Origin of the sequence: Cupriavidus agavae, assembly GCF_004217045.1 — a bacterium.
In the GTDB taxonomy this organism is placed as follows: domain Bacteria; phylum Pseudomonadota; class Gammaproteobacteria; order Burkholderiales; family Burkholderiaceae; genus Cupriavidus; species Cupriavidus agavae.
On the sequence record NZ_SGXM01000001.1, the window covers coordinates 579,577 to 603,183 of the forward strand.

Genomic DNA, 23,607 nt, shown 5'->3' on the forward strand with positions numbered 1-23,607 from the left:
CTCACGGACGAATGATGAGAATGTCCTCGCGCCGGTTGGCAAGAGGCAGGGCCGGGTTCTGTGGCACCACATAGGCATCGAAACCTGCCGAGCGGGCACGTTGCAACAGGGCAAACACCACGGCGTCGTCAATCTGGTCGTGCTCGACGTTGTTGAATGCAACTTCCGGTGGTTCGTCGGTCTGCATGAATGCCTTGTGAAACGCAATGCCGGTGTCGCTGGCAAAGAACCGCTTGCGCTTTGAGACATTCGGAATGTCTCCAATCAGCATCTGGCCGCCAGGAGCGAGCAGCGACAGCGAAACGTCGAGAAAGCGGAAGAATGCGACGTCCACCAGGACGTAATGCAGCAGGCTGTAGCAGAGCAGCGCGTCGACTTTGCCGCGCAGGCCGTCGAGCAACGCGGGGCAATTCGGGTAAAGCGCCGCTACCTTGTCCGTGGCCGGCGCATCGGGAAGAAGGGCCAGCATTTCCGCGCTGTCGACCAGCGTCAGCCGATGATCCTGTGCGCGGCACAAGTCCATCAACATGCGCGGCAGGTCACTGCAGCCGGGGCCAATATCCAGCACGCACTGTTCGCGTGCGTCGAGATTGGTCAGTTTCCGGCGAATGTCCTCGAAAATGGCAGGCTCGAAACCTTCCCGATAGGAATTCGGGAAGCCAATCCTTTCGTATTTGGACAAGGACTCATCCGCGGCCAGGCGGCGGAAGTCTTCGAAGCCGATATTGGCAAAGCGATTCGGCGAAGTCATATTCGTTAATCCTGGCTGAAATAGCGCGTGACGGCTTCAATGACGCGCGCAACGTCGGCATCGGGGAGGCCGGGGAAACACGGCAGCGTCACCACTTCCGTGCAAGCTGATTCGGTATGTGGCAGTTCCCACTGGCCATGCTCGTTCTCCACGACCGCTTGCCGATGGTCGGGAACCGGGTAGTGAATGTCCGTGGCGATTCCATGCGCGCCGAGAAACTGGCGAAACGCGTCGCGGTTCTTCATGCGCAGCACGTAGAGGTGCGCCACGTAGTCGTCGCCGGTCGACACCGGGCAGCATACCGGCAGATTGGCAAAGGCCTGGTTGTAGCGCTGTGCAATGCTGCGGCGCTGGCTGTTCCACGCGTCGAGGTGCGGCAGCTTGGCGCGCAGGATTGCGGCCTGGATCTCGTCCAGCCGGCTGTTGCAGCCGCCGTCCGCCGCAACGTGATACTTCGTGGCCCAGCCGTACTGACGGAGCTGGCGAACGCGCTGCGCAAGGGCTTCATCGCCGCAGACGATGGCGCCGCCGTCACCCAGGGCACCCAGGTTCTTCGTGGGATAGAAGCTGAACGTGCCGATGGTGCCGACCGTACCAGCCTGCTGGCCGTTGCGGCGGGCGCCATGAGACTGCGCGCAATCCTCGATCACCGGTACGCCGGCGGCGTTGGCAATCTGCGTCAGCGCTTCGATATCGGCCATCTGGCCGTACAGATGCGTTACGACGACTGCCTTGGGACGGCAGCTTTCCAGCGCAACTCTCAGTCCGTCCACGCTCATCGTCAGCGTGGCGGGGTCGATGTCCACGTACTGGGCCCTGGCGCCAATCAGGCGGAGGGCGGTGTTCGCATAGAAGCCCGCGTTGGCGCAGATGACCACTTCGTCCCCTTGCATCACGTCGAGTGCTCGCAGCGCCAGTTCCAGAGCGTCCGTGCCATTGGCAACGCCAATGCAGTGTCCGATCTGCAAATATTCGGCAAATTCGCTCTCGAACCCGGCTGTCTCACGGCCAAGGATGTACCAGTGACTGTCGATGACGCGTGCGACCGGTGCCATCAGGTCAATACCGGCATTGACGGCCTGGGCGGAAAAAAGAGGAACTGATTGAGTCATGGGGAGGCGCGAAGTTATATACAAGCCGCTCCCGACTCCATGGCTCGCGGCGGACTGCTGGGACCAGCCTGTGAACGGGGGATGGCGAGAGTCCCGCATTCTAATATGCCTTCGTATTTCGTCCAAAAATGGCCAGTCTTTGGATGAAATCACCCTCGCTCGGTAGCCAACCGCAATTTCCACCGCCCAAATTAAACAAACAGCTATGATGTAGCCCGCACGCCGCAGCTGTGGTGCTGCCTGATCCATTTTCTTCCGATCCATGCCATTTTTCTGCACTTTCCGGCTGCCGCGTACGCTGGTCCGTTGGCTGCCCGCGCTCGCGTTGTGGACTGCCGCGCCGGCCATGGCCGTGCAGCCGGCGTCCGATCCCGCGTTGACCGATACGTCGGGCTGTACGGCGCTGATCGATATCGTCCAGGAGAGCCTGCGCAGCGAGATCGAAGTGGCGTGTCCGAAGAATGGGCGGGAAACCTGCGAGGCCAAGAACGGCCAGATCCGGGCGATGCTCGACATCATCGAGGAGCGGCGCAAGCGCAAGGCGGACGAATGCGACACATTGGTGCAGGTGAACCGGTTGCTGCGGACGCTTCCGCCGAAGATCTAAAAAGAGACTTATAAGACATTCATGAGCGGCGGCATCGCAGACGGCAAAGGGGGGCGAGCATCATGACGAATGAAGCGGGCGGCGCGGGAACCGACGGTGTCTGGCAGGACACGATTGCCGCGGCCGATTACGCGCTTGAGGAGGCCTCGCGCATCCAGCGGGGTGTCCAGCAGAATCTCAAGCTGATGCAGGAGGTTCGCGCACTGCGCGAGGAGCTGCGCCGCGCCCATGCCGAGATCGACCGCTTTCGGGGCATGCACGCCCGCGTGGTGGTCGGCATGCGCCAGGTCGAGGAGGACCACCGCGCCGAGGTGGCGCGGCTGCACGCCGAAAACGAGATGCTGCTGGTGCGGCACCGCGTCTACAAGCTGCTGGCCGAGCACTACGCGCGCTCGGGCCTGCGTTTCGATCCGAAAGTCTTTGCCGAGCATCGCGACCGCGTGCTCGAACACGTGCTGTTCCAGCGCCGGCGCGGCATTGCGGTCACGCAGATCCCGGTCGCCGAGATCGAGTTCCTGCTGCTCTAGCTTCCCTGGACCCGGGGTTCGCGCGGCTTGAGGATCAGCAGCGCGAGCATGCCGCCCACCACGCCCCAGAACGCCGAGCCCACGCCGGCCAGCGTCATGCCCGAAGCCGTGATCATGAACGTCAGCAGCGCCGACTCCCGTTCGGCGGGCGTCTGCATGGCCACGGTCAGGCCGTTGGCGATCGAGCCCAGCAGCGCGAACGCCGCCACGCCCACCACCAGCGCCTTCGGAAACGCCGCGAACAGTGCCGCGATGCTCGCCGCCATGACGCCCATCGCCAGGTAGCCGATGCCGCAGACCACGGCGGCCATGTAGCGGCGGCGCGAGTCGGCGTCGGCCTGCGGGCCGGTGCAGATGGCAGCGGTGATCGCCGCCAGGTTGATGCCGTGCGAGCCGAACGGGGCCAGCAGGGCCGAGGCCACGCCGGTCACGGTGATCAGCGGGCTGGCCGGCACGTGGTAGCCATCGGCGCGCAGCACGGCCAGCCCCGGGATGTTCTGCGAGGCCAGCGCCACGATGAACAGCGGTACGCCGATGCTGATGAACGCCGGGAGCGAGAACGCCGGCGTGGTCCAGACCGGCACCGCCACGGCGAAGTGGAACTGCTCGAAGTGCAGTTGCCCGAGAGCCCCGGCCAGCGCCACGCCAAGCGCCAGCACGCCTGGCACCGCGTAGCGCGGCCACCAGCGCCGGCCCAGCAGGTAGGCGGCGAACATCACGAGCAGCAGCAGGGTCTGGTCTTGCGCCTGGATGAACACGTCGACGCTGATCCGGAACAGGATGCCGGCCAGCAGCGCCGACGCAATGCTGGCTGGCAGCGCCTTCATGAGCCGGTCGAACCAGCCGGTCAGCCCGGCGGCGGTCATCAGCAGCGCGGCCATCAGGAAGGCACCGATGGCCTCGGGGTAGGGCACGCCGGGCAAGCTGGCAATCAGCAGCGCCGCGCCCGGCGTGGACCACGCCACGACGATCGGTACGCGCAGCACCAGCGACAGTCCGAGCGTGGTCACCCCCATGCCGATCGACAGCGCCCAGATCCATGACGCGATCTGCGCGTCGCTGAGGTGGGCGGCCTGTCCGGCCTGGATCATCAGCACCAGCGAACTGGTGTAGCCGGTCAGCATGGCGATCAGTCCGGCCACGGTGGTGGAGACGGACAGATCGGACAGCTTGATGGATGGCGCGGCGGTCATGGCGGGGGCGAAGGGCGGCTGGGACGTATCGAGCCGCTATCTTCGCACGTCGGACGTCGCTCCGGCCTCAGTCGGCCACCTTGTCGCTCGGGAACTTGAACGAATCGCGCAGCAGGTAGCTCATGGGGATGTCGAGCGTGATGCCGTTCGGCGGAATCGGCTGCTGGAACCACTTGCGGTACAGCTTCTGCGTTTCCTGATCGTAGATCGACGCAATCAGCGCGCGGTCGACGATCTTCTTGAACTCGGCATCGTGCTTCGAGAGCATGATCGCGTACGGCTCGATCGTCAGCAGGTCGCCCGTGACGGCCAGCGCCGCCGGGTGCTTCGCGTTGGCGCGCAGGCCGTACAGCAGCACGTCGTCCATCACGAAGGCGTCCGCCCGGCCTGATTCCACCATGGCAAACGCCTCGGCATGGTCCTTGGCCTCCACCACCTTCCAGCCCATCGCGCCGGACTCATCCATCTTGCGCAGCATCGCCAGCGGCGTGGTGCCGGTGGTCGATGCCACCGTCTTGCCGCGCAGGTCGCCCCACTTGCGGATGCCCGAATCGGATTTCACGAGCATGCGGCTGCCGGCGATGTAGTGCGGAATCGTGAAGGCTACCTGGTCGCGCCGCTCGCGGTTGTTGGTGGTCGAGCCGCATTCGAGGTCGGCCTTGCCGTCGACGATGGCCGGAATGCGCGAGGCTGGCGTGACCGGCACCCATTCCACGCGCAACTGCGGCATCTTGAGCTGGGTGCGCATGGCGTCGGCCACCTTCAGGCAGAGGTCCACGGCATAGCCCATCGGCTTGCCGTCGGCCACGAACGAGAACGGCACCGAGCTTTCGCGGTGGGCGATGCGGATGACGCCAGTCTGCTGGATGCGCAGCACCACGGAATTGGGCGCGGCGGCCTGTGCCGCCGGAGCGGCGGGCAGGCCAAGCAGGATGGCAATGGAAAATACGACAGACGCCAGGCCCCGGAACGAGGCGTGGCGCGGCAGGCCAAGATTGGTCATGAAGACACCCGTCGAAAATTGTCAGGAAATAACCCTGGCGGCGCGTTGTCCGCCCCGGCCGGATGGTTCCGGCTCTGGTACTGCGTTTTCGTACTGCTGCTGTCGTTGTGCGGTCGGAGAAACCGATGGCGCAGATTGTTCCACGGCCGGCGGGCACGGCACAACTGCCGTCGCTAGTGGCCGCGCTCGGCGTCCCCGCCGCGCAACGCTTTGATCCGCCGCAGGTTGACGGGGGCTTTCCCTTACGGATTTGTCCGACTTCTGGCGCACCACGCCGCTGGCTATCCTTCAGTCGTGCCTTGCGAGCAGGGCACCGAGGAGAGACTCTTGTGGGCCCGTTCAGCCGAACGGGCCTTTCTTTTTCTGGCCGGGCGCCGCGCACGGCGTCCCGCCGCCCCCAGTCGTTTACAATCGCGGCCTGCCTTCCGCGCGCATGCGCCCCGTGGCGTCGCCCCTGCGCGCCACACCCGGCCCGCGCCTACCGTCTCCTTCGCACCATGGCCCTGTTCTCCATTACCGATGCCCAACTGGCCTTTGGCCACGTGGCATTGCTCGACCACACCGATTTCTCGCTCGAAGCCGGCGAACGCGTCGGCCTGATCGGCCGCAACGGCACCGGCAAGTCGTCGCTGCTGCGCATCGTGTCCGGCGCCTCGGCGCCCGACGATGGCCTGATTGCCCGCCAGAGCGGCGTGACCTCGGCCTATGTGGCGCAAGAGCCACAGTTCGAGCCGGGGATTACCGTGTTCGACGCGGTCAGCCAGGGCATGGGCGAGGCGCATGACCTGCTGCTGCGGTACGACGCCGCGCTGGCCAGGCTCGATACCGACCACGACGAGGCCACGCTGGCCGAGTTGCACAAGGTCCAGGCCGAACTCGACGCCGCCAACGCCTGGCAACTGCGTACCCGCGTGGAAACCACGCTGGCCCGGCTCGGGCTCGATCCGCACGTGCGCGTGGATGCGCTGTCGGGCGGACTGCAGAAGCGCGTGGCACTGGCGCAGGGCCTGGTGGCCGAGCCGGACATCCTGCTGCTCGACGAACCGACCAACCACCTCGACGTGGAGGCGATCCGCTGGCTCGAAGACCTGCTGCTGGGCTTCCGGGGCAGCGTGCTGCTGATCACCCACGACCGCGCCTTCCTGGATCGTGTGGCAACGCGCATCGTCGAACTCGATCGCGGCAAGCTGTTGTCGTTCCCCGGCAACTTCGCGGCCTACCAGGTGCGCAAGGCCGAGCTGCTGGCCAACGAGGCCGTGGAGCAGGCCAAGTTCGACAAGCTGCTGGCGCAGGAGGAAGTCTGGATCCGCAAGGGCGTGGAAGCGCGCCGCACGCGCAGCGTGGCACGTATCCAGCGGCTGGTGACCATGCGCAGCGAGCGCGCCGAGCGCCGCGAGGTGCAGGGCAATGTGAAGCTGGAAGTGTCACAGGCCGACCGCTCCGGCAAGATCGTGGCCGAACTGACCGATGTGTCGAAATCCTACGGCGACAAGCCCGTGGTGCGCGATTTCACCGCCACCATCATGCGCGGCGACAAGGTGGGCCTGATCGGTCCCAACGGCGTGGGCAAGACCACGCTGCTGCGGCTGATCCTGGGCGAACTGGCGCCCGACAGCGGCACCGTGCGCAACGGCAGCAACCTGCAGGTGGCGTATTTCGACCAGATGCGGACATCGCTGGATCCTGAAAAATCGCTGGCCGACACGATCAGCCCCGGCAGCGACTGGGTGGAAGTCAACGGCCAGCGCAAGCATGTGATGAGCTACCTCGGCGATTTCCTGTTCGCACCCGAGCGGGCGCGGTCGCCGGTGAAGTCGCTGTCCGGCGGCGAGCGCAACCGGCTGCTGCTGGCCCGGCTGTTCGCCCGGCCGGCCAACGTGCTGGTGCTGGACGAACCGACCAACGACCTCGATATCGACACGCTGGAGCTGCTGGAGGAACTGCTGCAGGAGTACGGCGGCACGGTCTTCCTGGTCTCGCACGACCGGGCCTTCCTCGACAACGTGGTGACGTCGACGATTGCCGCCGAAGGCGACGGCCAGTGGCGCGAATCGGTGGGCGGCTATTCCGACTGGCTGGAGCAGACGGCCCGCGCCAAGGCACTACAGGCCAAACAGGCCAAGCAGGCAAAACAGGCGCAAGCCGAGCAGAAACCTGTGGAGGTGACGCCCGTCAACCGTGGCGCCAACCGCACCGTCAAACTGTCGTACAAGGAGCAGCGCGAACTGGACGGCCTGCCCGAGCGCCTTGCCGCCCTCGAAGCCGAACAGAAAACCATCTCGGGGCAACTGGCGGACGGCACGCTCTACGCCACCGACCCCGCCCGCGCCGCCGAACTGGGCAGCCGCCACGACGAGATCGAGATGGAACTGCTGGAAGCGCTGGAACGGTGGGAAGTGCTGGAGAAGAAGACGAAGGGCGAGGGCGGCTGAAACCTGTCAGGCGGAACGGCTCACCCGCACCAGGCCAACACCATATTCGTCAGATCCACCATGAATCCCGGCTGCAGGTAGGCGAGGAAGCCGGCCGCCAGCACCCCGGCCAGCGCCACATAGCCCAGACCCCGCGCCCAGCCCACGTCAGGCCCCCACCGGCTGTGGCCGCACCAGCGCCTGCTCGCGGATCGGCAGGTTGACCAGCGCCGCCACCACGCCCAGCGCGATGGCGATCAGCCACACGGTGTTGTACGTGCCGGTGCGGTCATAGAGGAAGCCACCCAGCCACGCGCCCAGGAAGCTGCCGATCTGGTGCGAGAAGAACACCACGCCGGACAGCATCGACAGGTATTTCACCCCGAACACCTGCGCGATGATGCCGTTGGTCAGCGGCACCGTGGACAGCCACAGCAGGCCCATCAGCGCGGCGAAGACCCACGTGCTCCACGCCGTCAGCGGCAGCAGCAGGTAGCCGGCGATGACCACCGAGCGGGCCAGGTAGATCGTGGAGAGCAGGTAGCGCTTGGGCATGCGCTGCCCCAGCGCGCCGGCCGTATAGGTGCCGAACACGTTGAACAGGCCGATCAGCGCCAGCGCCACGGTGGCGATCTTGATGTCCACCAGCCCCCGGTCCTTCAGGTATGGCGCCAGATGCACGCCGATGAACACCACCTGGAAGCCGCAGACAAAGTAGCCCAGCGTCAGCAACTGGAAGTTGCGGTTGCCGAACGCCTCGCGGGCCGCTTCGCCGATGCTTTGCTGGGGGCCGGTGCTGGCCACCATCTTCGGCTCGCGCAGCGTCAGCGCCAGCGGCAGCATGAAGCAGGCCAGGAAGGCCAGGATCAGCAGCGCGTTCTGCCAGCCGGCCGTGGAAATCAGCGACTGCTCCACCGGAATCATCAGGAACTGGCCGAACGAGCCCGCCGCGGCGGCAATCCCCATGGCCCAGACGCGCTTCTCGGCGCTGGCCACGCGGCCGATCACCCCGTAGACCACGCTGTAGGTGGTGCCAGACTGGGCGATGCCGATCAGCACGCCCGCGCCCGTGGCAAAGCCCGTGCCGCTGGTGGCCAGCGCCATGATGACCAGCCCGGCCACGTACAGGGCGATGCCGATCAGCATGATGCGCATGGCGCCGAACTTGTCGGCCAGCGCGCCGGCAATCGGCTGGCTGGCGCCCCACATCAGGTTCTGCAGCGCCAGCGCAAAGGCGAAGGTCTCGCGGTTCCAGCCGTGCGCCTGGGTGATCGGCATGTTGAACAGGCCGAAGCCATGCCGGATGCCCATGGACAGCGTGACGAGAAGGCCGCCGCACACGAGTACGGTGGTCAGGGAAAGTTTGCGGTCGGTCATGTCGAGGGCTCGTTATTGTCTCTGTCTTGTCTTTTTCCGGCGCTGCCGCCTGGGCGGAGCGGGGGATGCTCCGGCGGCTGGCGACAGAGTTTACTCCCGGCACCGGTTTCCTGCCCGGGCCAGTTTCGGCCCCCCGATCCATTACAATGCAGCGCAACCGGCCGACCCCAGGGTCGCCAGACCTTCTATCCGCCTACTATCCGTAACAACTCCATGGCGAGCAAATCCAGTCAGTACAGCGAATCTTCCATCCGGGTCCTCAAGGGCCTGGAACCGGTCAAGCAGCGTCCCGGCATGTACACCCGTACCGACAACCCCCTGCACATCGTGCAGGAGGTGATCGACAACGCCTCGGACGAAGCGCTGGGCGGGCACGGCACCGAGATCCTCGTCACGCTGCACCGCGACGGCAGCATCAGCGTGGAAGACGACGGCCGGGGCATCCCGGTGGGTATCCACCCCGAGGAAGGGGTGCCCGTGGTGGAAATCGTCTTCACGCGGCTGCACGCCGGCGGCAAGTTCGACAAGGGCAAGGGCGGCGCCTACGCGTTCTCGGGCGGCCTGCACGGCGTGGGCGTGTCCGTGACCAACGCGCTGGCTACCCGGCTCGACGTCACCGTCTGGCGCGATGGCGCGCAGTCCACGCTCACTTTCGAGCATGGCGGCGAAGTCACCAAGCCGCTGGCCACGCGCAAGCTCGAACGCGGCGAGAAGAAGAACGGCACGCGCGTCCAGGCGTGGCCCGACCCCAAATACTTCGATTCGGCCACGATCCCCATGGCCGAACTGCAGCGCCTGCTGCGCTCCAAGGCGGTGCTGCTGCCGGGCGTCAAGGTCACGCTGGTGGTCGAGAAGACCGGCGAGCAACTGGTCTGGCAGTACGAGCAGGGCCTGAAGGGCTATCTGGTCGAAGCGCTGGCGCAGGGCAGCGGCGCCGAACTGGTGATTCCGATGTTCGAGGGCGAGCACTTCGCCGACCCGGACAAGGTGGCCGGCGAGGAAGGGTTTGCCGAGGGCGAGGGCGCCTCGTGGGTGGTGGCCTGGACCGAGGATGGCGCCCCGGTGCGCGAATCCTACGTGAACCTGATTCCCACGCCGGCCGGCGGCACGCATGAATCCGGCCTGCGCGAAGGCCTGTTCCTGGCCGTGAAGAGCTTCATCGAGATGCACTCGCTGCAGCCCAAGGGCGTGAAGCTGATGAGCGAAGACGTGTTCGCGCGTGCCTCGTTCGTGTTGTCCGCCAAGGTGCTGGACCCGCAGTTCCAGGGCCAGATCAAGGAGCGCCTGAACAGCCGCGACGCCGTGCGCCTGGTCTCCACGTTCAGCCGTCCGGCCCTGGAACTCTGGCTGAACCACCACGTCGACTTCGGCAAGAAGCTGGCCGAACTGGTGATTCGCCAGGCGCAGGCCCGCACCCGCGCCGCGCAGAAGGTGGAAAAGAAGAAGGGCTCCGGCGTGGCCGTGCTGCCCGGCAAGCTGACCGACTGCGAATCGACCGATGTGACGCGCAACGAGATTTTCCTCGTGGAGGGCGACTCGGCGGGCGGTTCGGCCAAGATGGGCCGCGACAAGGAGTTCCAGGCCATCCTGCCACTGCGCGGCAAGGTGCTGAATACGTGGGAAACCGAGCGCGACCGCCTGTTCGCCAACAATGAGGTGCACGACATCGCCGTGGCAATGGGCGTGGACCCGCACGGCCCCGACGACGAGCCGGACCTGTCGAACCTGCGCTACGGCAAGATCTGCATCCTTTCCGATGCCGACGTGGACGGCGCCCACATCCAGGTCCTGCTCTTGACGTTGTTCTTCCGTCACTTCCCGAAACTGATCGATCTCGGACATGTCTATGTCGCACGGCCACCGCTGTTCCGGGTGGACGCTCCGGCACGTGGCAAGAAGCCGGCGCAAAAACTCTACGCGCTGGACGAAGGCGAACTCGAAGCCATCCAGGACAAGCTGCTCAAGGATGGCGTCAAGGAAGGTGCCTGGCAGATCTCCCGCTTCAAGGGCCTGGGCGAAATGAACGCCGAACAGCTCTGGGAGACGACGATGAATCCCGACACCCGCCGCCTGCTGCCGGTCTCGCTCGGCGAGTACGACCTGCCGCAGACCGTCAGCATGATGAACATGCTGATGGGCAAGGGCGAGGCGTCGCAGCGCCGTAGCTGGCTCGAAGAGAAGGGCAACGAGGTCGAGGCCGATATCTGACCGGCTTCGGCTCGGTCGATACCGGAAATCTGGAGAAACGACGATGCAGACAAGCACACGGCAACCGCGATGGAAGGGGCAGGCCCGCCGCCTGGCTTCTGCGTTCGCCGTGCTCGCCTCGTTCTGCATCGCCGTGCCAGCCCACGCCGAACTCTGGGGCTACATCGACAAGGATGGCGTGGCGCACTTCGCCGATGCCAGGCTCGACAGCCGCTACAAGCTGTTCATGAAAGACGGCGGCCAGTTCGATTCGGCCAACCTGGGCCATCGCGGCGCGGTGTCGCTGGAAGGCAAGTCGAGCCCCGAGCGCGAGCGGTTGTTCCGCGTGATGCTGAACCACCCGAACCTGCGGCGCGTCGATCCGATCATCGAGCGCGTGGCCGCCGCGCACGACGTGGACCCGGCGCTGGTCCGGGCGGTGATGGCCGTGGAGAGCGGCTTCAATGCCGGCGCGGTGTCGCCCAAGGGCGCCATCGGGCTGATGCAGGTCATTCCCGATACCGGCGCGCGCTTCGGCGTGGCGGCGGACCGCGAGCGCTCGATCGAGCAGAAACTGGCAGATCCGAAGCTCAATATCTCGGCCGGGGTGCGTTACCTGCGCTTCCTGACCCAGTTGTTCCCCGGCAACCTCGAACTGGCGTTGGCGGCCTACAACGCCGGCGAAGGCGCGGTGCAGCGCTACAACAACCAGATCCCGCCGTACCCCGAAACCCGCCAGTACGTCAGTACCGTGCTCGAGTTCTACCGGCTGTACCAGCCCGCAGCATCCGATGGCCCGCGCGTGCTGCGTACAGGGGTGGCCGCCGAACGCGTCAAGATGGTGATCGGCGGGCGCCGTCCGATGCCCTGACGTGGTTCGCCACGCTTTTCGCAGCATTTGCGGCGGCATCGCCATCCACTTCCATTAGAATCCCACGCTGATTGCAACAGCCGGCGGACGGCACCCCGAGCGTTCGGGGGCCGGGCGCCGCACCCTTGCCCACCATGGATCAAGCAGATACTACGTTTCAGCCCGAAGAGCCGGCCGACTCGCTGACCCTCGCGCGGTACGCCGAGCGCGCCTACCTCGACTACGCCGTGAGCGTGGTCAAGGGCCGCGCGCTGCCCGAAGTGGCCGACGGCCAGAAGCCCGTGCAGCGCCGCATCCTGTTCGCGATGCAGGCCATGGGGCTGCGCGCCGACGCCAAGCCGGTCAAGTCCGCACGCGTGGTGGGCGAGGTGCTCGGCAAGTTCCACCCGCACGGCGACCAGTCGGCCTATGACGCGATGGTGCGCCTGGCGCAGAACTTTTCGCTGCGCTACCCGCTGATCGACGGCCAGGGCAACTTCGGCTCCCGCGACGGCGACGGCGCGGCGGCCATGCGCTACACCGAGGCGCGCCTGACGCCAATCTCGCGGCTGCTGCTCGACGAGATCGACATGGGCACGGTCGATTTCCTGCCCAACTACGACGGCTCCGAGGAAGAACCGAAGCTGTTGCCCGCGCGGCTGCCGTTCGTGCTGCTGAACGGCGCGTCGGGCATCGCGGTGGGCATGGCCACCGAGATTCCGCCGCACAACCTGCGCGAGGTGGCCGGCGCCGCCGTGGCGATGATCCGCAACCCGAATATCTCGCTGGCCGAGCTGCTGGCGCTGATGCCGGGTCCGGACTACCCAGGCGGCGGCCAGATCATTTCCCCGGCATCGGAAATCGCTCAAATCTACGAGAACGGCCGCGGCAGCCTCAAGGTGCGCGCGCGCTGGACCATCGAAGACATGGCGCGCGGCCAGTGGCAGATGGTGGTGACCGAACTGCCGCCGGGTACGTCATCGCAGAAGGTGCTGGAAGAAATTGAGGAAATTACGAATCCCAAGATTCGCACCGGCAAGAAGGCGCTGACCCCCGAGCAGACCCAGCTCAAGACCACGCTGCTGTCGGTGCTCGACGCCGTACGCGACGAGTCGGGCAAGGACGCCCCGGTGCGCCTGGTGTTCGAACCCAAGAGCAAGAACACTGACCAGCAGGAATTCATCCAGACGCTGCTGGCGCATACCAGCCTGGAGTCGGGGGCGCCGATCAACCTGGTGATGATCGGCACCGATGGCCGGCCGCGCCAGAAGGGGCTGCAGGAAATCCTGCGCGAGTGGATCGCGTTCCGCTTCGAGACGGTGACCCGGCGCTCGCGCTTCCAGCTGGCCAAGGTGGAAGACCGCATCCACATCCTGGAAGGCCGGATGCTGGTGCTGCTGAACATCGACGAGGTGATCCGCATCATCCGCGAGAGCGACGAGCCCAAGCCGGCGCTGATCGAGGCGTTCCGGCTCAGCGACCGCCAGGCCGAAGACATCCTCGAAATCCGCCTGCGCCAGCTGGCACGGCTGGAGGCGATCAAGATCGAGCAGGAATTGGCGAAACTGCGAGACGAGCAGGCCGAACTGGACGTGCTGCTGAAATCCGAGACGATGATGCGCCGCAAGATCATCAGGGAGATCGAGCAGGACGCGAAGCAATACAGCCCGGAAGACAAGGACCCGCGCCGCACGCTGATCCAGGAAGCGAGCCGGGCCTCGGCCGAGGTCAAGGTGGTGGACGAGCCGGTGACCGTGATCGTCTCGGGCAAGGGCTGGGTGCGCACGCGCCAGGGCCACGACCACGATCCGTCGCAGTTCACGTTCAAGGCTGGCGACAGCCTCTACGGCACGTTCGAATGCCGCACCGTCGATACGCTGCTGGCGTTCGGCAGTAACGGCCGGGTCTATTCGGTGGCCGTCTCGGGCCTGCCGGGCGGGCGCGGCGACGGCGTGCCGGTGACCACGCTGATCGACCTGGCGGCGGGCTCGCACATCGCCCACACGTTCGCGGGTGGCGCCGAGCAGCGCATGCTGATCGCCACGGCGGGCGGCAATGGCTTCGTGACCAAGGTGGGCGACATGATCGGCCGCCAGAAGGCTGGCAAGGCATTCGTGACGCTCGACGAGGGCGACAAGATCCTGCAGCCGGCGCCGGTCGGCGAGGAAGCCACGCACGTGGCCTGCTTCTCGGCCAATGGCCGCCTGCTGCTGGTGGGGCTGGACGAGGTCAAGGTGCTGTCGGCCGGCGGCCGGGGCGTGATCCTGATGGAACTGGAGCCCAGGGAAACGCTGGAGCAGGCCGTGGCCGTGGGCGCGCCGGGACTGACGATCTCGGGCACGGGCCTGCGCGGCGGCAAGGTGCCGCCACAGAAGCTCGCCGGCAAGACGCTGCTGCCGTACGTGGGCAAGCGCGCCCGCAAGGGCAAGGCCATCGAGCCGAGGCTCAAGGAAGTGAAGCTGGAGCCGGTGAAGGCGTAGCGGCCCGTGCTATCTGCGCGGAGCTTGCCAGGATGCCCCTCTTGAAGGGGCATTTTTTATGGCTGCGCAGTTGGCTAGAGGTAGACCACCTTGAACGTCACCGAGGCGTCGAACTCGTGCTGGCTGACGTGGTCGGGCAGTTTCGACCGGGGCGCCAGGGCCAGATCGACGCCGATGGTCTCCGTCATGTTGGTGAACGCGGCGGGCGAGGACTTGCCGGCCTTTCCCCAGCCGAAGTAGTCGTCGTTGCCAGGCCACGTGACGATCTGGCCGCCACTCGGCCACGTCTTCCAGGCCTTGCCGTCATTCGTGGTCTGGAGCGTCGAGGAAGTCGCGCCGTCGCCGGTGCCTTTGAGTGGCGTCATCGCTACCGCGCCCACGGCCGCGCCTTTTTCCGTCGTCACGCCAGAGGTTCGTTGCACGTTTCCTCCCAGCGCGTTCTGAGCGTCTGTTTGCGTCTGGTTGTGCCGATTGTCTTTGGCGTAGATCGCAATGCGAATCGGTGCATTGCAGGACACACTCATGTCGAATTCGTGCCTGGGTAGCTTGTTAGCCTGCGAATCGTCCAAGGACTGAGACTTGATGATGCCGAAGTCGACCACCCCGTCATTGGCCAGCGTGACATTGCACGCGGGGGGACGGATCACGCCGCTGACGGTCAGGTCGGCGGTTTCGGCGGCGGGGGTGCTCAGTGTGACAAGCGAAAGCAGCCCGAGCAGTGCGGACATCAGTTGGGGGCGATAAGTCTTCATGGTGACTGTTTTCCGGGAAATTGCATTGATATTGTTGTCATTCCCCCGGGGTAACTTAATAGCAGAATCTTCAAAATCCTCAAGACTCCAGGAACCGGGATCGCCCGGGTCGGCTGTCGGTCACCGGCAGCACCGGCGCGTGCACACGCCACGCCAAAACGGGAAAGGGGAGGGCTTGCCGCCTTCCCCTCCAAACAACATGCGATGTGCGCGACCGCGCAGGCGTCAAATGTAGACGATGGCGAACGTCATCGAACCGTTGAACGGTACATCGTCGACAAGCTTCGGCAGGCTCTTCCTGGGAGCCAGCGCCAGCCGTACGGTGTAGCGCTGGACCATGGTGGTAAAGGCGCTTGGTTTGGTCGCGCCAGTGACACCCCAGCCCGTGTAGTCATCGCTGGTTGGCCAGGTGATGATGGGCGTGGTGTTGTACACCTTGAACCAGGTCTTGCCGGCGTTGGTCGTTTCGACGTTGGCCGCGGCGTGTCCGTCAGCCATGACACCGGCGGGGAATACCTGAAGCGCGCCGACCGCGGTACCGGCGTCGTTGACGACGCCGGACGACCGTTGGGTCGTGCCCTTGAGGAAATCCATCGCTTCGCTCTGCTGCTTCCTGAAGCGATTGTCCTTGGTATGGATCAGGATCCGCATCGGCTTGTAGCAAGACACCGTGAGATCGAAATTCCGATCCGGCAGTTGCGTGGCGGTGTTCTGCTTAAGCGAGGTTGCGCTGACGGTGCCGTAGTCGATGACTCCGCTGTTGCTCAACACGATGTCGCACGCTGTCGGTTTGATCTTGCCCTTGACCGAGACATCCGACGATTCCACGGCCAGCGCGCCCAGCGGCGACAGGAGAAGCAGAGCCTTTAGCGCACCCAGTTGTAGAAATTTCTTGATATGCATGGGATGTGTCCAGCGAGACCGCTGGCCTCAGATGTAGATGAGGCGGAACGTTACGGAGCCGACGAACGGCAGTTCCGAGGTGAACGCCGGCAGCTTCGACCGGGGAGCCAGGGCCATGCGGATCTTGTAACTCTGGGTCATGGTGGAGAAGGCGGTCGGTTTGGTGGCTCCGACCGCGCCCCAGCCCATGTAGTCGTCGCTGGTAGGCCATGTGACGATAGCGACCGTGGGTTCCAGCTCCTTCCAGGTTTTTCCTTCATCCCGCGTGTCGAGCGTGAGGGCGGTTTCTCCATCCCCGGTGGCGCCAAGCGGATACAACACCATGCCGCCCACGGCGGTACCGTTATCGCTGACAACGCCTGACACGCCGGCATCGGCCACGCCGAGAAACGCCTTGACGTCGGTCTGCGCCTTCTTGCTGTAGTTGTCACTGGCGTGGATCACCAGCCGCGTGGCGTCGTCGCAGGCTACGGCGAGGTCGAAGATTTTCTCCGCCAGTTCCGTGACGGAAGACGCGTTCAGCGACTTGACGGGAACGGTCCCGAAATCAACGAGCCCGTTGTTGCTCAGCGAGATATTGCAGGCCGCGGGCCGGATCTTGCCCCCGATGGTCAGGTCGGACGTTTCTGCCGCGCTTGCGCACAGCGGCGCGAGTGCGAGCAGCACCGTCGCACAGATCAGGTTTTTCTTCATGATGGGAAGCCTCTTCAAGGTGAATGACGCTTCCATTCTGGCCATCGGCCGGTCCCGAAGGAATGGCCGAATCTCTAAATTTCGGATCCTTGAATCGTAAATCTCTGAATCGGAAAATTCTGATGTTTTACTGCAGTGGCAGTACCAGGATGCTGGTGGCGGCGGGGCGGGCGCGCATGGCTTCGAGCCAGCGTTCCAGATTGGGGCGGGGTTGATGGTCCACGGGCGATCCCATCCAGCGGTGCGCAGCGCAGGCCAGCGCGATATCGGCCATCGTGAAGCGGTCGCCGCCGATGAACTCGCGATCGGCCAGGGCGGTATCGAGCATGCCGGCCAGCGGTTCGGTGCGCCGGCAAGAGGCGGCAATGACTGCCTCGTCGCGTTGGTCGGCCGGGGTGCGCACCGTCTGCAGGAACGCCTGCACCATGGCCGGGCTGAAGGCGGTGGTCTGCCAGTCCATCCAGCGGTCGGCCGAGGCGCGGGTCTTGACGTCCGCGGGCCACAGCGTGCCCTCGCCATAGCGCGCGCAGAGGTAGCGCACGATCGCATTGGATTCCCACAGCACGAATGGCTCGCCGGCCACGTCGGTGTCGCGGAAATCCTCGATCACCGGGATCATCCGGTTCGGATTCAGGCGGATGTAGGCTTCGGTGTCCAGTTCGCCCTTCTGGTGGCCGATGTCGATGCGCTCGTGGTCCAGGTGCAGTTCGCGTGCACACCAGACCACTTTCTGCACATTGATCGACGATAGCCGGCCCCAGATACGCAGCAGGCTTTGCGGCTCGTACGGTTCCATGGCCGGCATCGTCGTCAGCCTCCTCAGGCGGCGCGCGCGTGCGGCGCGGCCTTGGCAATGGCCTCGCGGAACAGCTCGCCGAGGATGGTCACGCCCTGCTCGATGCGCTCCTGCGGCACCGTCACGAAGGCCAGGCGCAGCGTGTTCATGCGCGGGTTGCCGGCGTAGAACGGCGCGCCCGGCACATAGGCCACGTTGCGGCTGACGGCTTGCTCCAGGATCTTCATGCTGTCCAGGCCCTCGGGCAGCTCCACCCAGATGAACATGCCGCCTTCGGGCACATTCCAGGTCACGCCCTCGGGCATGTGGCGCTTCAGGGCGTCGAGCATGTACGCGCACTGCTTGCCGTAGAGCTCGCGGATCGTCGGGATGTGGGTCTCCAGCAGGCCGTCCTTGATGGTCTCGTAGGCGATGCGCTGCGTGAACGTGGGCGTGTGCAGGTCGGAAGCCTGCTTGGCCTGGCAGAGCTTGAAATGCAGGTCGGGCGGGGCGATCACGAAACCCAGGCGCATGCCGGGCGCCAGGATCTTCGAGAACGAGCCCATGTAGATCACGCCGTCCGGGTTCATCGAGAGCAGCGTGGGCAGGATGTTGCCGGTGTAGCTCAGTTCGCCGTACGGATCGTCCTCGACCAGCAGCACGTTCAGGTCCTTCGCGCGCTGCACCAGCGCCTGGCGGCGTTCCAGCGGCAGGCGGCGGCCCGTGGGATTCTGGAAGTTCGGCAGCGCGTACAGGAAGCGCGCGTTGGCGGTCAGTTCCGGGGTCAGCGATTCGGGCACCAGGCCGTGCTCGTCGGTGGGCACCGAGACGAATTCGGGCTCGAACAGCGAGAACGCCTGCAGCGCGCCCAGGTAGCTCGGCGTTTCCACCAGCACCGGGCTGCCCGGATCGATCATGACCTTGGCGATCAGGTCCAGCGCCTGCTGCGAGCCGGTGGTGATCAGCACGCGCTCGACGCCCACGTTGTAGCGGCGGGCCACGAACTCGCGCAGCGGCAGATAGCCTTCGGTGGCGGCGTATTGCAGCGCGCCCTGCGGGTTATCGGCGAATACACGGGCCACCGCCGCTTCCATGGCCGCTACCGGGAACGACGCCGGCGAGGGCAGGCCGCCGGCGAAGGAAATGACTTCCGGACGCTCGGTGACTTTCAGGATTTCGCGGATGGCCGAGCTGGTGAGTTGCTGTGCCCGGCGGGAGATGGCCCATTTCATGATTGGTCTCGTGGTGGGGTAAGTCTTGTTTCGTGGACGCCGGACCGGCAGGCAACCCGGCGTCTGTCTCTGCACTATATATATCAGGCGATCTCGACGATCATCTCGATCTCGACGCAGGCGCCCAGCGGAATCTGGGCCACGCCGAAGGCGCTGCGGGCGTGCTTGCCCTTTTCGCCGAACACTTCGGCCAGGAACTCGGAGCAGCCGTTGGTCACCAGGTGCTGCTCGGTGAATTCCAGCGTGGAATTCACCAGGCTCATGACCTTGACGATGCGCGTGACGCGGTTCAGGTCACCGATATGCCCATGCAGCGTGGCCAGCAGGTCGATGGCGATGCTGCGCGCGGCCTGCTGGCCGGTGGCGGTGTCGATATCCTTGCCGAGCTTGCCGGTCCAGGGCTTGCCGTCCTTGCGGGCGATATGGCCCGACAGGAAAACGGTGTTGCCGGTGGTGGCGGCCATCACGTAGGCGGCAGCCGGGGCGCCGGCGGTGGGCAGTTCCACGCCCAGGCGGGCAAGGGTGTCGTAGACGGACATGCGTGACTCCTGTCAGTGAATGCGTCCTGGAAGAATAGGGGGCGTTTCTCCAGCGGGGGCTGGTGCGGGGGCGGGTGCGGTGTTGCGCACGGCGGCGCGCCGGCCCAGGGCCACCACGGCAATGACGGCCACGGCAAAAGCGACGGTGGCGGCATCGAGGGGCTCGGCCAGGATCAGCGCGCCGCCCGCCAGCGTGAGGAACGGCTGCAGCAATTGTATCTGTCCTACGCGCGCCACGCCGCCCTTTGCGAGTCCGGCATACCAGAATAGAAAGCCGATGAACATCGAGAAGACCGAGACATAGGCCATGCCGAGCCATGCACGCGGCGACGCGGCGCCGATTTCCGGCGCCTGCGCCACGGCCAGCCACGCCACCACGGGCAGCAGCACCGGCAGCGACACCACCAGCGCCCAACTGATGGTCTCCAGTCCGCCCAGCTCGCGCGACAGCTTGCCGCCCTCGGCATAGCCCAGCGCCCCGAGCACCACGGCAAGGAACAGGAACCAGTCCGCATGCTGCAGCCCGCCCGCGCCCTGCCACAGGGCAAAGCCCACCACGAGCGCACTGCCGGCCAGTGCCGACAGCCAGAACGCCGGCGAGGGCCGCTCGCCGCCGAACCATGCGGCGAACACGGCGGTGGCCAGCGGCAGCAAGCCGATCACGATGGCGCCGTGGCCGGCCGGCACCTCGCGCATGGCCAGCGACGAAAACAGCGGGAAGCCGACCACCACACCCAGCGCGGTCACGGCCAGCCGCAGCCACTGGCGCCCGCGCGGCCGCCGGGCCGGGACCAGCGCCCCGCGCGCGGCCAGCAGCGCCACGGCCAGCGCGGCGGCGATCACGGCCCGGGCCAGCGCCACGAACGTGGGATCAAGTTCGGCCACGGCCATGCGCGTGAACGGCAGCGTCTGGCTGAAGATCGCCACGCCGACAAAGCCCAGCAGCATGCCGCCGGACGTGGTATGGGAGTGGGGATTCATCGTCTTGAGAGGCTGGTTTGGGAGGCGCTAAGAAAATGAAGCGCAGCGCTTCTGGCTAGGCGCGCGGCCGCAGACAGTACAAGCGGTACGGCAAGGCCGCGCAACGACGCCAGAATCATTTTGTTAGTGCCTCCCGCCTGCGATGGCGATCCAGATGGCGGTCAGCGCCAGCGCCAGCCCCATCGTCCCATTGAACCAGCGCACCCGGTTGCCGTGCATCAGCCACTGCCGCAGCGATGCGCCCAGCACGCCGTAGGCGCCATTGCTGAAGAAGCCGAACGCGGCGAACAGCACGCTGACCAGCACCACGCGCTGCGCCAGCGACGGCGCTCCTTCGGTATAGGAAGCCGCCACGGCCAGCGCCAGCATCCACGCCTTGATGTTGGCGTACTGCATCGCAATCGACTGCCAGACGTTCATCGGCCGGAGCACGCTTTTCTCGGCCAGCGATGCGCTGCGCGCAATCCGCCAGGCCAGCCAGAGCAGGTAGAGCACGCCCGCCACGCGGATGGCGGCGGCCAGCACCGGGCTGGCCATCACCAGCGCGCCCACGCCCGTGGCGCACAGCGCAATGACACTGGCGAAGCCGATCGCCACGCCCACGCAGTGCGGCAGCGTGGCGCGGAAGCCGAAGTTGGCGCCGGTCACCGCCGCCACCGTGGTGTTGGGGCCGGGCGTGAAGGCGCCCACCGCCAGCAGCGTCACCAACGCCAGGAACTGGGCCATCGACAGACCCGTGAGCCACGTTTCCATGCCAGTCACGCGGCAGGCTGGCAGTCGTCGGGAAGGGTAGGGGCGAACATGTGAGGGGGCTCCTTTGGCGTTTTTATGATGTCAGCGCAGGGTCTTGATGCCCGCTGGGGTGTCGATGTCGGCGCTCAGCAGCGGCGGGCCGTCGGTCTGTTCGATATCGATCAGCGCGGTGGCGCCGATCCATGCCAGCCCCTGCCGCAGCAACTCGGCATGGGGATGCTGGCCGCGCAGGCGGCGCAGGACCAGATCCTGCCGGGGCAGGCTGATGCCGGGATGGTTCGGCACGTCCCACTGGATCAGGGTCGGGAACAGCCCTTCGCCGGCGCTGGCCGCCTCGCCATGCCAGGCGGGCAGGCTGCCGTCCCCGGGCACGGTCAGGCGCCAGTGCAGCGCGCCGCGATCCATCGGAATGGCCGGGGCGATCTTGTCCGGGTACTGCGCCTGCCAGCGCGACAGGTCGTGCGGGCGCTCCACCCGGGCGGCCCAGTGGGCCAGGAACGGGCCGTCGCGCAGGCGCTCGCGCATGGGCTTGGTGTCGAGCCCGAACCAGCGCGCCCGCTCGGGTGCCGGGGCGGCCGGGTCGATGGCGATCACTTCCAGATACATCCCGCCGAACAGCCCCAGCACGCGGTTGTGCGTACCCATGCGCGGATGGGCGCCGCCAGCCTGCGGCGCAACGCCGAGCACGCTGGCCACATGGTCGGCGCCCGAGTCGAGGTCGGGCGCGGCTATCACGAGATGGTCGATGGCAAGAGACATGGCGGGTTGATGGTAGTCAAGGTAGTCGGTACAGTACCGATACAGTTGAGCAAATCGTCTTCAGTACAGTTGCGGGAGCGCCACATGGACGGCAGCGAGAAGCATAGCGGGAATTCTGAAAGCGGCGCGGGCGGCACACGGCCGTTGCGTCTGGTGATGCCGGCCGGTGACCGGGCGCACCTGCCCGACCCCATTCCCTCGGCCCAGATGACGCTGGTCGAGCAGTTGACCGAATGGGCGCGGCTGCGCATCGACGAACGCGTCTTCCGGGCCGGCATGCGCATGCCGTCGATCCGCCAGCTCGCCTCGGAAAAGGGGATCTCGCGCTTCACGGTGGTGGAAGCCTACGAGCGGCTGGTGGCGCTGGGCTACCTCGAATCGCGGCGCGGCTCGGGCTTCTATGTGCGCGACCGGCTGCCGCATCCGTCGGTGGTGGCGCCGCCCACCTCGCCGGCCATCCGCAACGTCGATGTCACCTGGCTGCTGCGCAGCATGTTCCATTCGGCCGAGAGCCACAAGGCGCCCGGCTGGGGCTTCCTGCCCAATGAGTGGCTCGACGGCGAACTGTTGTCGGGCGCCATGCGCAGCCTGGGCCGGCAGCCGGGCGGGCATTTCCTGTCGAGCGGCACGCCGCTGGGCTTCCTGCCGCTGCGCCAGCAGTTGCGCACCCGTCTGGAAGAACTGGAGATCGGCGTCACGCCGGACCAGATCGTCATGACATCGGGCATCACGCAGGCTTTCGACCTGATTGCGCGGCAGTTCCTGCAGCCGGGCGATACCGTGGTGGTGGGCGATCCGGCCTGGTTCGTGATGTTCGCGCGCTTCGCCACGCAGGGGGCCAACGTGATTGGCGTGCCGTACACGGCCGATGGTCCGGACCTCGAAGCGCTGGAGCGCATTGCGCAGGCGCACAAGCCCAAACTGATCGTCGTCAATTCGGTGCTGCACAACCCCACCGGCACCTCGCTGTCGGCCGCCCGGGCCTTCCGGCTGCTGCAACTGGCCGAGCAGTACGACTTCACGATCGTCGAGGACGATATCTATTGCGACCTCTGCCCGCCCGGCCATGCGGCTACCCGGCTGGCCAGCCTGGACCAGCTCCGGCGCGTGATCTACCTGGGCAGCTTCTCGAAGACGCTGGCCGCCAACCTGCGCGTGGGCTTCATCGCGGCCAGCCCGGACCTGGCGGTGTCGCTGACCGACAGCAAGCTCGTGACCGGCATGGCCACGCCGGAAATCAACGAGCGCGTGGTCTACAAGGTGCTGACCGAGGGCCACTACCGCAAGCACACCGAGCGCGTGCGCGTGCGGCTGGAACGGGCCCGGGACGAGACCCGGGCTCGGCTCGAACGGCTCGGCATCCGGATTTTTCCGGGGCAGGTGGCCGGCATGTACATGTGGGCCGATACCGGCGTGGATACCAACGCCATTGCTACGGCCGGGCACGAGGAAGGCTACCTGTTCGCGCCGGGCAGCCTGTTCTCGCCGTCGCAGATGCCTTCCACGTGGACGCGCTTCAACGTGGCCAGCAGCGCCGATCCGGGCATGCTGCGCTTCCTGGCCGACCAGATGGAGCGGCTTTCGGGGCTGCCGTCCGGCTCGGGCACGGCCGGGCCTTGAAAAACACCGCTTCCGACCCTATTTCCTGCGCCATCGATCCCGCTCCGGAACCACGGGGCGGGGCACCTTTGCGCAGACCCGTTTTTCGACATTGCATCCGAA

At 66.1% G+C, this 23,607-nt stretch carries 21 protein-coding genes; 7 read left to right on the forward strand and 14 right to left on the reverse strand.

What is annotated here, in order from left to right:
• Position 1 precedes the first annotated feature (1 nt).
• Positions 2-751: a class I SAM-dependent methyltransferase gene (locus EV147_RS02675; RefSeq protein WP_130389572.1), complete on the reverse strand. Its 750-nt coding sequence runs from the start codon at positions 749-751 to the stop codon at positions 2-4.
• 5 nt (positions 752-756) lie between these two features.
• Positions 757-1,887, reverse strand: coding sequence for a DegT/DnrJ/EryC1/StrS family aminotransferase (locus EV147_RS02680; RefSeq protein WP_235844587.1), 1,131 nt, complete (start codon positions 1,885-1,887; stop codon positions 757-759).
• Between the two features lie 238 nt (positions 1,888-2,125).
• Here EV147_RS02680 and EV147_RS02685 point away from each other — a divergent pair, with 238 nt between their 5' ends.
• A complete protein-coding gene (locus EV147_RS02685; RefSeq protein WP_130389573.1) occupies positions 2,126-2,470 on the forward strand; it encodes a hypothetical protein in 345 nt (114 codons plus the stop codon).
• A 62-nt stretch (positions 2,471-2,532) separates the two neighbouring features.
• Positions 2,533-2,997, forward strand: coding sequence for a hypothetical protein (locus EV147_RS02690; protein WP_130389574.1), 465 nt, complete (start codon positions 2,533-2,535; stop codon positions 2,995-2,997).
• Here EV147_RS02690 and EV147_RS02695 read toward each other — a convergent pair.
• Positions 2,994-4,190, reverse strand: a complete 1,197-nt coding sequence (locus tag EV147_RS02695; RefSeq protein WP_130389575.1) for a benzoate/H(+) symporter BenE family transporter — start codon at positions 4,188-4,190, stop codon at positions 2,994-2,996. The genes EV147_RS02690 and EV147_RS02695 overlap by 4 nt on opposite strands.
• A gap of 67 nt (positions 4,191-4,257) precedes the next feature.
• Positions 4,258-5,193, reverse strand: coding sequence for an amino acid ABC transporter substrate-binding protein (locus EV147_RS02700; RefSeq protein WP_130389576.1), 936 nt, complete (start codon positions 5,191-5,193; stop codon positions 4,258-4,260).
• A 497-nt stretch (positions 5,194-5,690) separates the two neighbouring features.
• On the opposite strand from EV147_RS02700, the gene EV147_RS02705 reads away from it, so the two are divergent.
• On the forward strand, positions 5,691-7,625 hold the full coding sequence (locus tag EV147_RS02705; protein ID WP_130389577.1) for an ATP-binding cassette domain-containing protein: 1,935 nt from the start codon (positions 5,691-5,693) through the stop codon (positions 7,623-7,625).
• 147 nt (positions 7,626-7,772) lie between these two features.
• Here EV147_RS02705 and EV147_RS02710 read toward each other — a convergent pair whose 3' ends face one another.
• A complete protein-coding gene (locus EV147_RS02710; RefSeq protein WP_130389578.1) occupies positions 7,773-8,981 on the reverse strand; it encodes an MFS transporter in 1,209 nt (402 codons plus the stop codon).
• A 213-nt stretch (positions 8,982-9,194) separates the two neighbouring features.
• On the opposite strand from EV147_RS02710, the gene EV147_RS02715 reads away from it, so the two are divergent.
• The 3 genes from EV147_RS02715 (at position 9,195) to parC (ending at position 14,498) form a co-directional block, all read left to right on the forward strand.
• Entirely contained in the window at positions 9,195-11,189 is a 1,995-nt protein-coding gene (locus EV147_RS02715) for a DNA topoisomerase IV subunit B (RefSeq protein WP_130389579.1), read from the forward strand.
• Positions 11,190-11,232: 43 nt separating this feature from the next.
• Complete coding sequence (locus tag EV147_RS02720; RefSeq protein WP_130389580.1) at positions 11,233-12,039, forward strand: lytic transglycosylase domain-containing protein; 807 nt, start codon at positions 11,233-11,235, stop codon at positions 12,037-12,039.
• Between the two features lie 134 nt (positions 12,040-12,173).
• Positions 12,174-14,498 (forward strand): DNA topoisomerase IV subunit A, encoded by a 2,325-nt coding sequence (gene parC, locus EV147_RS02725; RefSeq protein WP_130389581.1) that lies wholly within the window; start codon positions 12,174-12,176, stop codon positions 14,496-14,498.
• 74 nt (positions 14,499-14,572) lie between these two features.
• Here the strand turns inward: parC and EV147_RS02730 are convergent, their stop codons facing one another.
• The 9 genes from EV147_RS02730 to EV147_RS02770 all read right to left on the reverse strand — a co-directional run bounded on the left by EV147_RS02730 (position 14,573) and on the right by EV147_RS02770 (position 21,885).
• The gene (locus tag EV147_RS02730; protein ID WP_130389582.1) at positions 14,573-15,250 is read right to left on the reverse strand and encodes a DUF1120 domain-containing protein; all 678 of its coding nucleotides are present in this window, start codon (positions 15,248-15,250) and stop codon (positions 14,573-14,575) included.
• Between the two features lie 225 nt (positions 15,251-15,475).
• Positions 15,476-16,153, reverse strand: a complete 678-nt coding sequence (locus EV147_RS02735) for a DUF1120 domain-containing protein (RefSeq protein ID WP_130389583.1) — start codon at positions 16,151-16,153, stop codon at positions 15,476-15,478.
• A gap of 27 nt (positions 16,154-16,180) precedes the next feature.
• Positions 16,181-16,846, reverse strand: coding sequence for a DUF1120 domain-containing protein (locus tag EV147_RS02740; RefSeq protein ID WP_157994658.1), 666 nt, complete (start codon positions 16,844-16,846; stop codon positions 16,181-16,183).
• A 127-nt stretch (positions 16,847-16,973) separates the two neighbouring features.
• Positions 16,974-17,618: a glutathione S-transferase family protein gene (locus EV147_RS02745; protein ID WP_130391176.1), complete on the reverse strand. Its 645-nt coding sequence runs from the start codon at positions 17,616-17,618 to the stop codon at positions 16,974-16,976.
• 47 nt (positions 17,619-17,665) lie between these two features.
• Positions 17,666-18,853: an aminotransferase-like domain-containing protein gene (locus EV147_RS02750; RefSeq protein ID WP_130389585.1), complete on the reverse strand. Its 1,188-nt coding sequence runs from the start codon at positions 18,851-18,853 to the stop codon at positions 17,666-17,668.
• A gap of 83 nt (positions 18,854-18,936) precedes the next feature.
• Positions 18,937-19,392, reverse strand: a complete 456-nt coding sequence (locus tag EV147_RS02755) for a RidA family protein (protein WP_130389586.1) — start codon at positions 19,390-19,392, stop codon at positions 18,937-18,939.
• Positions 19,393-19,404: 12 nt separating this feature from the next.
• A complete protein-coding gene (locus tag EV147_RS02760; RefSeq protein ID WP_130389587.1) occupies positions 19,405-20,373 on the reverse strand; it encodes a DMT family transporter in 969 nt (322 codons plus the stop codon).
• 123 nt (positions 20,374-20,496) lie between these two features.
• On the reverse strand, positions 20,497-21,126 hold the full coding sequence (locus EV147_RS02765) for a LysE family translocator (RefSeq protein ID WP_130389588.1): 630 nt from the start codon (positions 21,124-21,126) through the stop codon (positions 20,497-20,499).
• A gap of 81 nt (positions 21,127-21,207) precedes the next feature.
• On the reverse strand, positions 21,208-21,885 hold the full coding sequence (locus tag EV147_RS02770) for a VOC family protein (RefSeq protein ID WP_130389589.1): 678 nt from the start codon (positions 21,883-21,885) through the stop codon (positions 21,208-21,210).
• Between the two features lie 84 nt (positions 21,886-21,969).
• Between EV147_RS02770 and EV147_RS02775 the strand changes: the two genes are divergently transcribed.
• On the forward strand, positions 21,970-23,505 hold the full coding sequence (locus EV147_RS02775; protein WP_130389590.1) for an aminotransferase-like domain-containing protein: 1,536 nt from the start codon (positions 21,970-21,972) through the stop codon (positions 23,503-23,505).
• Positions 23,506-23,607: the final 102 nt, after the last annotated feature.

What these genes read in the sequence shown, in the direction of transcription:
- EV147_RS02685 (WP_130389573.1), top strand. Translation starts at nt 2,126, where the DNA reads ATGCCATTTTTCTGCACTTTCCGGCTGCCGCGTACGCTGGTCCGTTGG.
- EV147_RS02750 (WP_130389585.1), bottom strand. Translation starts at nt 18,853, where the DNA reads ATGAAATGGGCCATCTCCCGCCGGGCACAGCAACTCACCAGCTCGGCC.
- parC (WP_130389581.1), top strand. Translation starts at nt 12,174, where the DNA reads ATGGATCAAGCAGATACTACGTTTCAGCCCGAAGAGCCGGCCGACTCG.
- EV147_RS02765 (WP_130389588.1), bottom strand. Translation starts at nt 21,126, where the DNA reads ATGGAAACGTGGCTCACGGGTCTGTCGATGGCCCAGTTCCTGGCGTTG.
- EV147_RS02760 (WP_130389587.1), bottom strand. Translation starts at nt 20,373, where the DNA reads ATGAATCCCCACTCCCATACCACGTCCGGCGGCATGCTGCTGGGCTTT.
- EV147_RS02700 (WP_130389576.1), bottom strand. Translation starts at nt 5,193, where the DNA reads ATGACCAATCTTGGCCTGCCGCGCCACGCCTCGTTCCGGGGCCTGGCG.
- EV147_RS02755 (WP_130389586.1), bottom strand. Translation starts at nt 19,392, where the DNA reads ATGTCCGTCTACGACACCCTTGCCCGCCTGGGCGTGGAACTGCCCACC.
- EV147_RS02695 (WP_130389575.1), bottom strand. Translation starts at nt 4,190, where the DNA reads ATGACCGCCGCGCCATCCATCAAGCTGTCCGATCTGTCCGTCTCCACC.
- EV147_RS02730 (WP_130389582.1), bottom strand. Translation starts at nt 15,250, where the DNA reads ATGAAGACTTATCGCCCCCAACTGATGTCCGCACTGCTCGGGCTGCTT.
- EV147_RS02710 (WP_130389578.1), bottom strand. Translation starts at nt 8,981, where the DNA reads ATGACCGACCGCAAACTTTCCCTGACCACCGTACTCGTGTGCGGCGGC.
- EV147_RS02715 (WP_130389579.1), top strand. Translation starts at nt 9,195, where the DNA reads ATGGCGAGCAAATCCAGTCAGTACAGCGAATCTTCCATCCGGGTCCTC.
- EV147_RS02675 (WP_130389572.1), bottom strand. Translation starts at nt 751, where the DNA reads ATGACTTCGCCGAATCGCTTTGCCAATATCGGCTTCGAAGACTTCCGC.
- EV147_RS02775 (WP_130389590.1), top strand. Translation starts at nt 21,970, where the DNA reads ATGGACGGCAGCGAGAAGCATAGCGGGAATTCTGAAAGCGGCGCGGGC.
- EV147_RS02740 (WP_157994658.1), bottom strand. Translation starts at nt 16,846, where the DNA reads ATGAAGAAAAACCTGATCTGTGCGACGGTGCTGCTCGCACTCGCGCCG.
- EV147_RS02720 (WP_130389580.1), top strand. Translation starts at nt 11,233, where the DNA reads ATGCAGACAAGCACACGGCAACCGCGATGGAAGGGGCAGGCCCGCCGC.
- EV147_RS02735 (WP_130389583.1), bottom strand. Translation starts at nt 16,153, where the DNA reads ATGCATATCAAGAAATTTCTACAACTGGGTGCGCTAAAGGCTCTGCTT.
- EV147_RS02705 (WP_130389577.1), top strand. Translation starts at nt 5,691, where the DNA reads ATGGCCCTGTTCTCCATTACCGATGCCCAACTGGCCTTTGGCCACGTG.
- EV147_RS02770 (WP_130389589.1), bottom strand. Translation starts at nt 21,885, where the DNA reads ATGTCTCTTGCCATCGACCATCTCGTGATAGCCGCGCCCGACCTCGAC.
- EV147_RS02690 (WP_130389574.1), top strand. Translation starts at nt 2,533, where the DNA reads ATGACGAATGAAGCGGGCGGCGCGGGAACCGACGGTGTCTGGCAGGAC.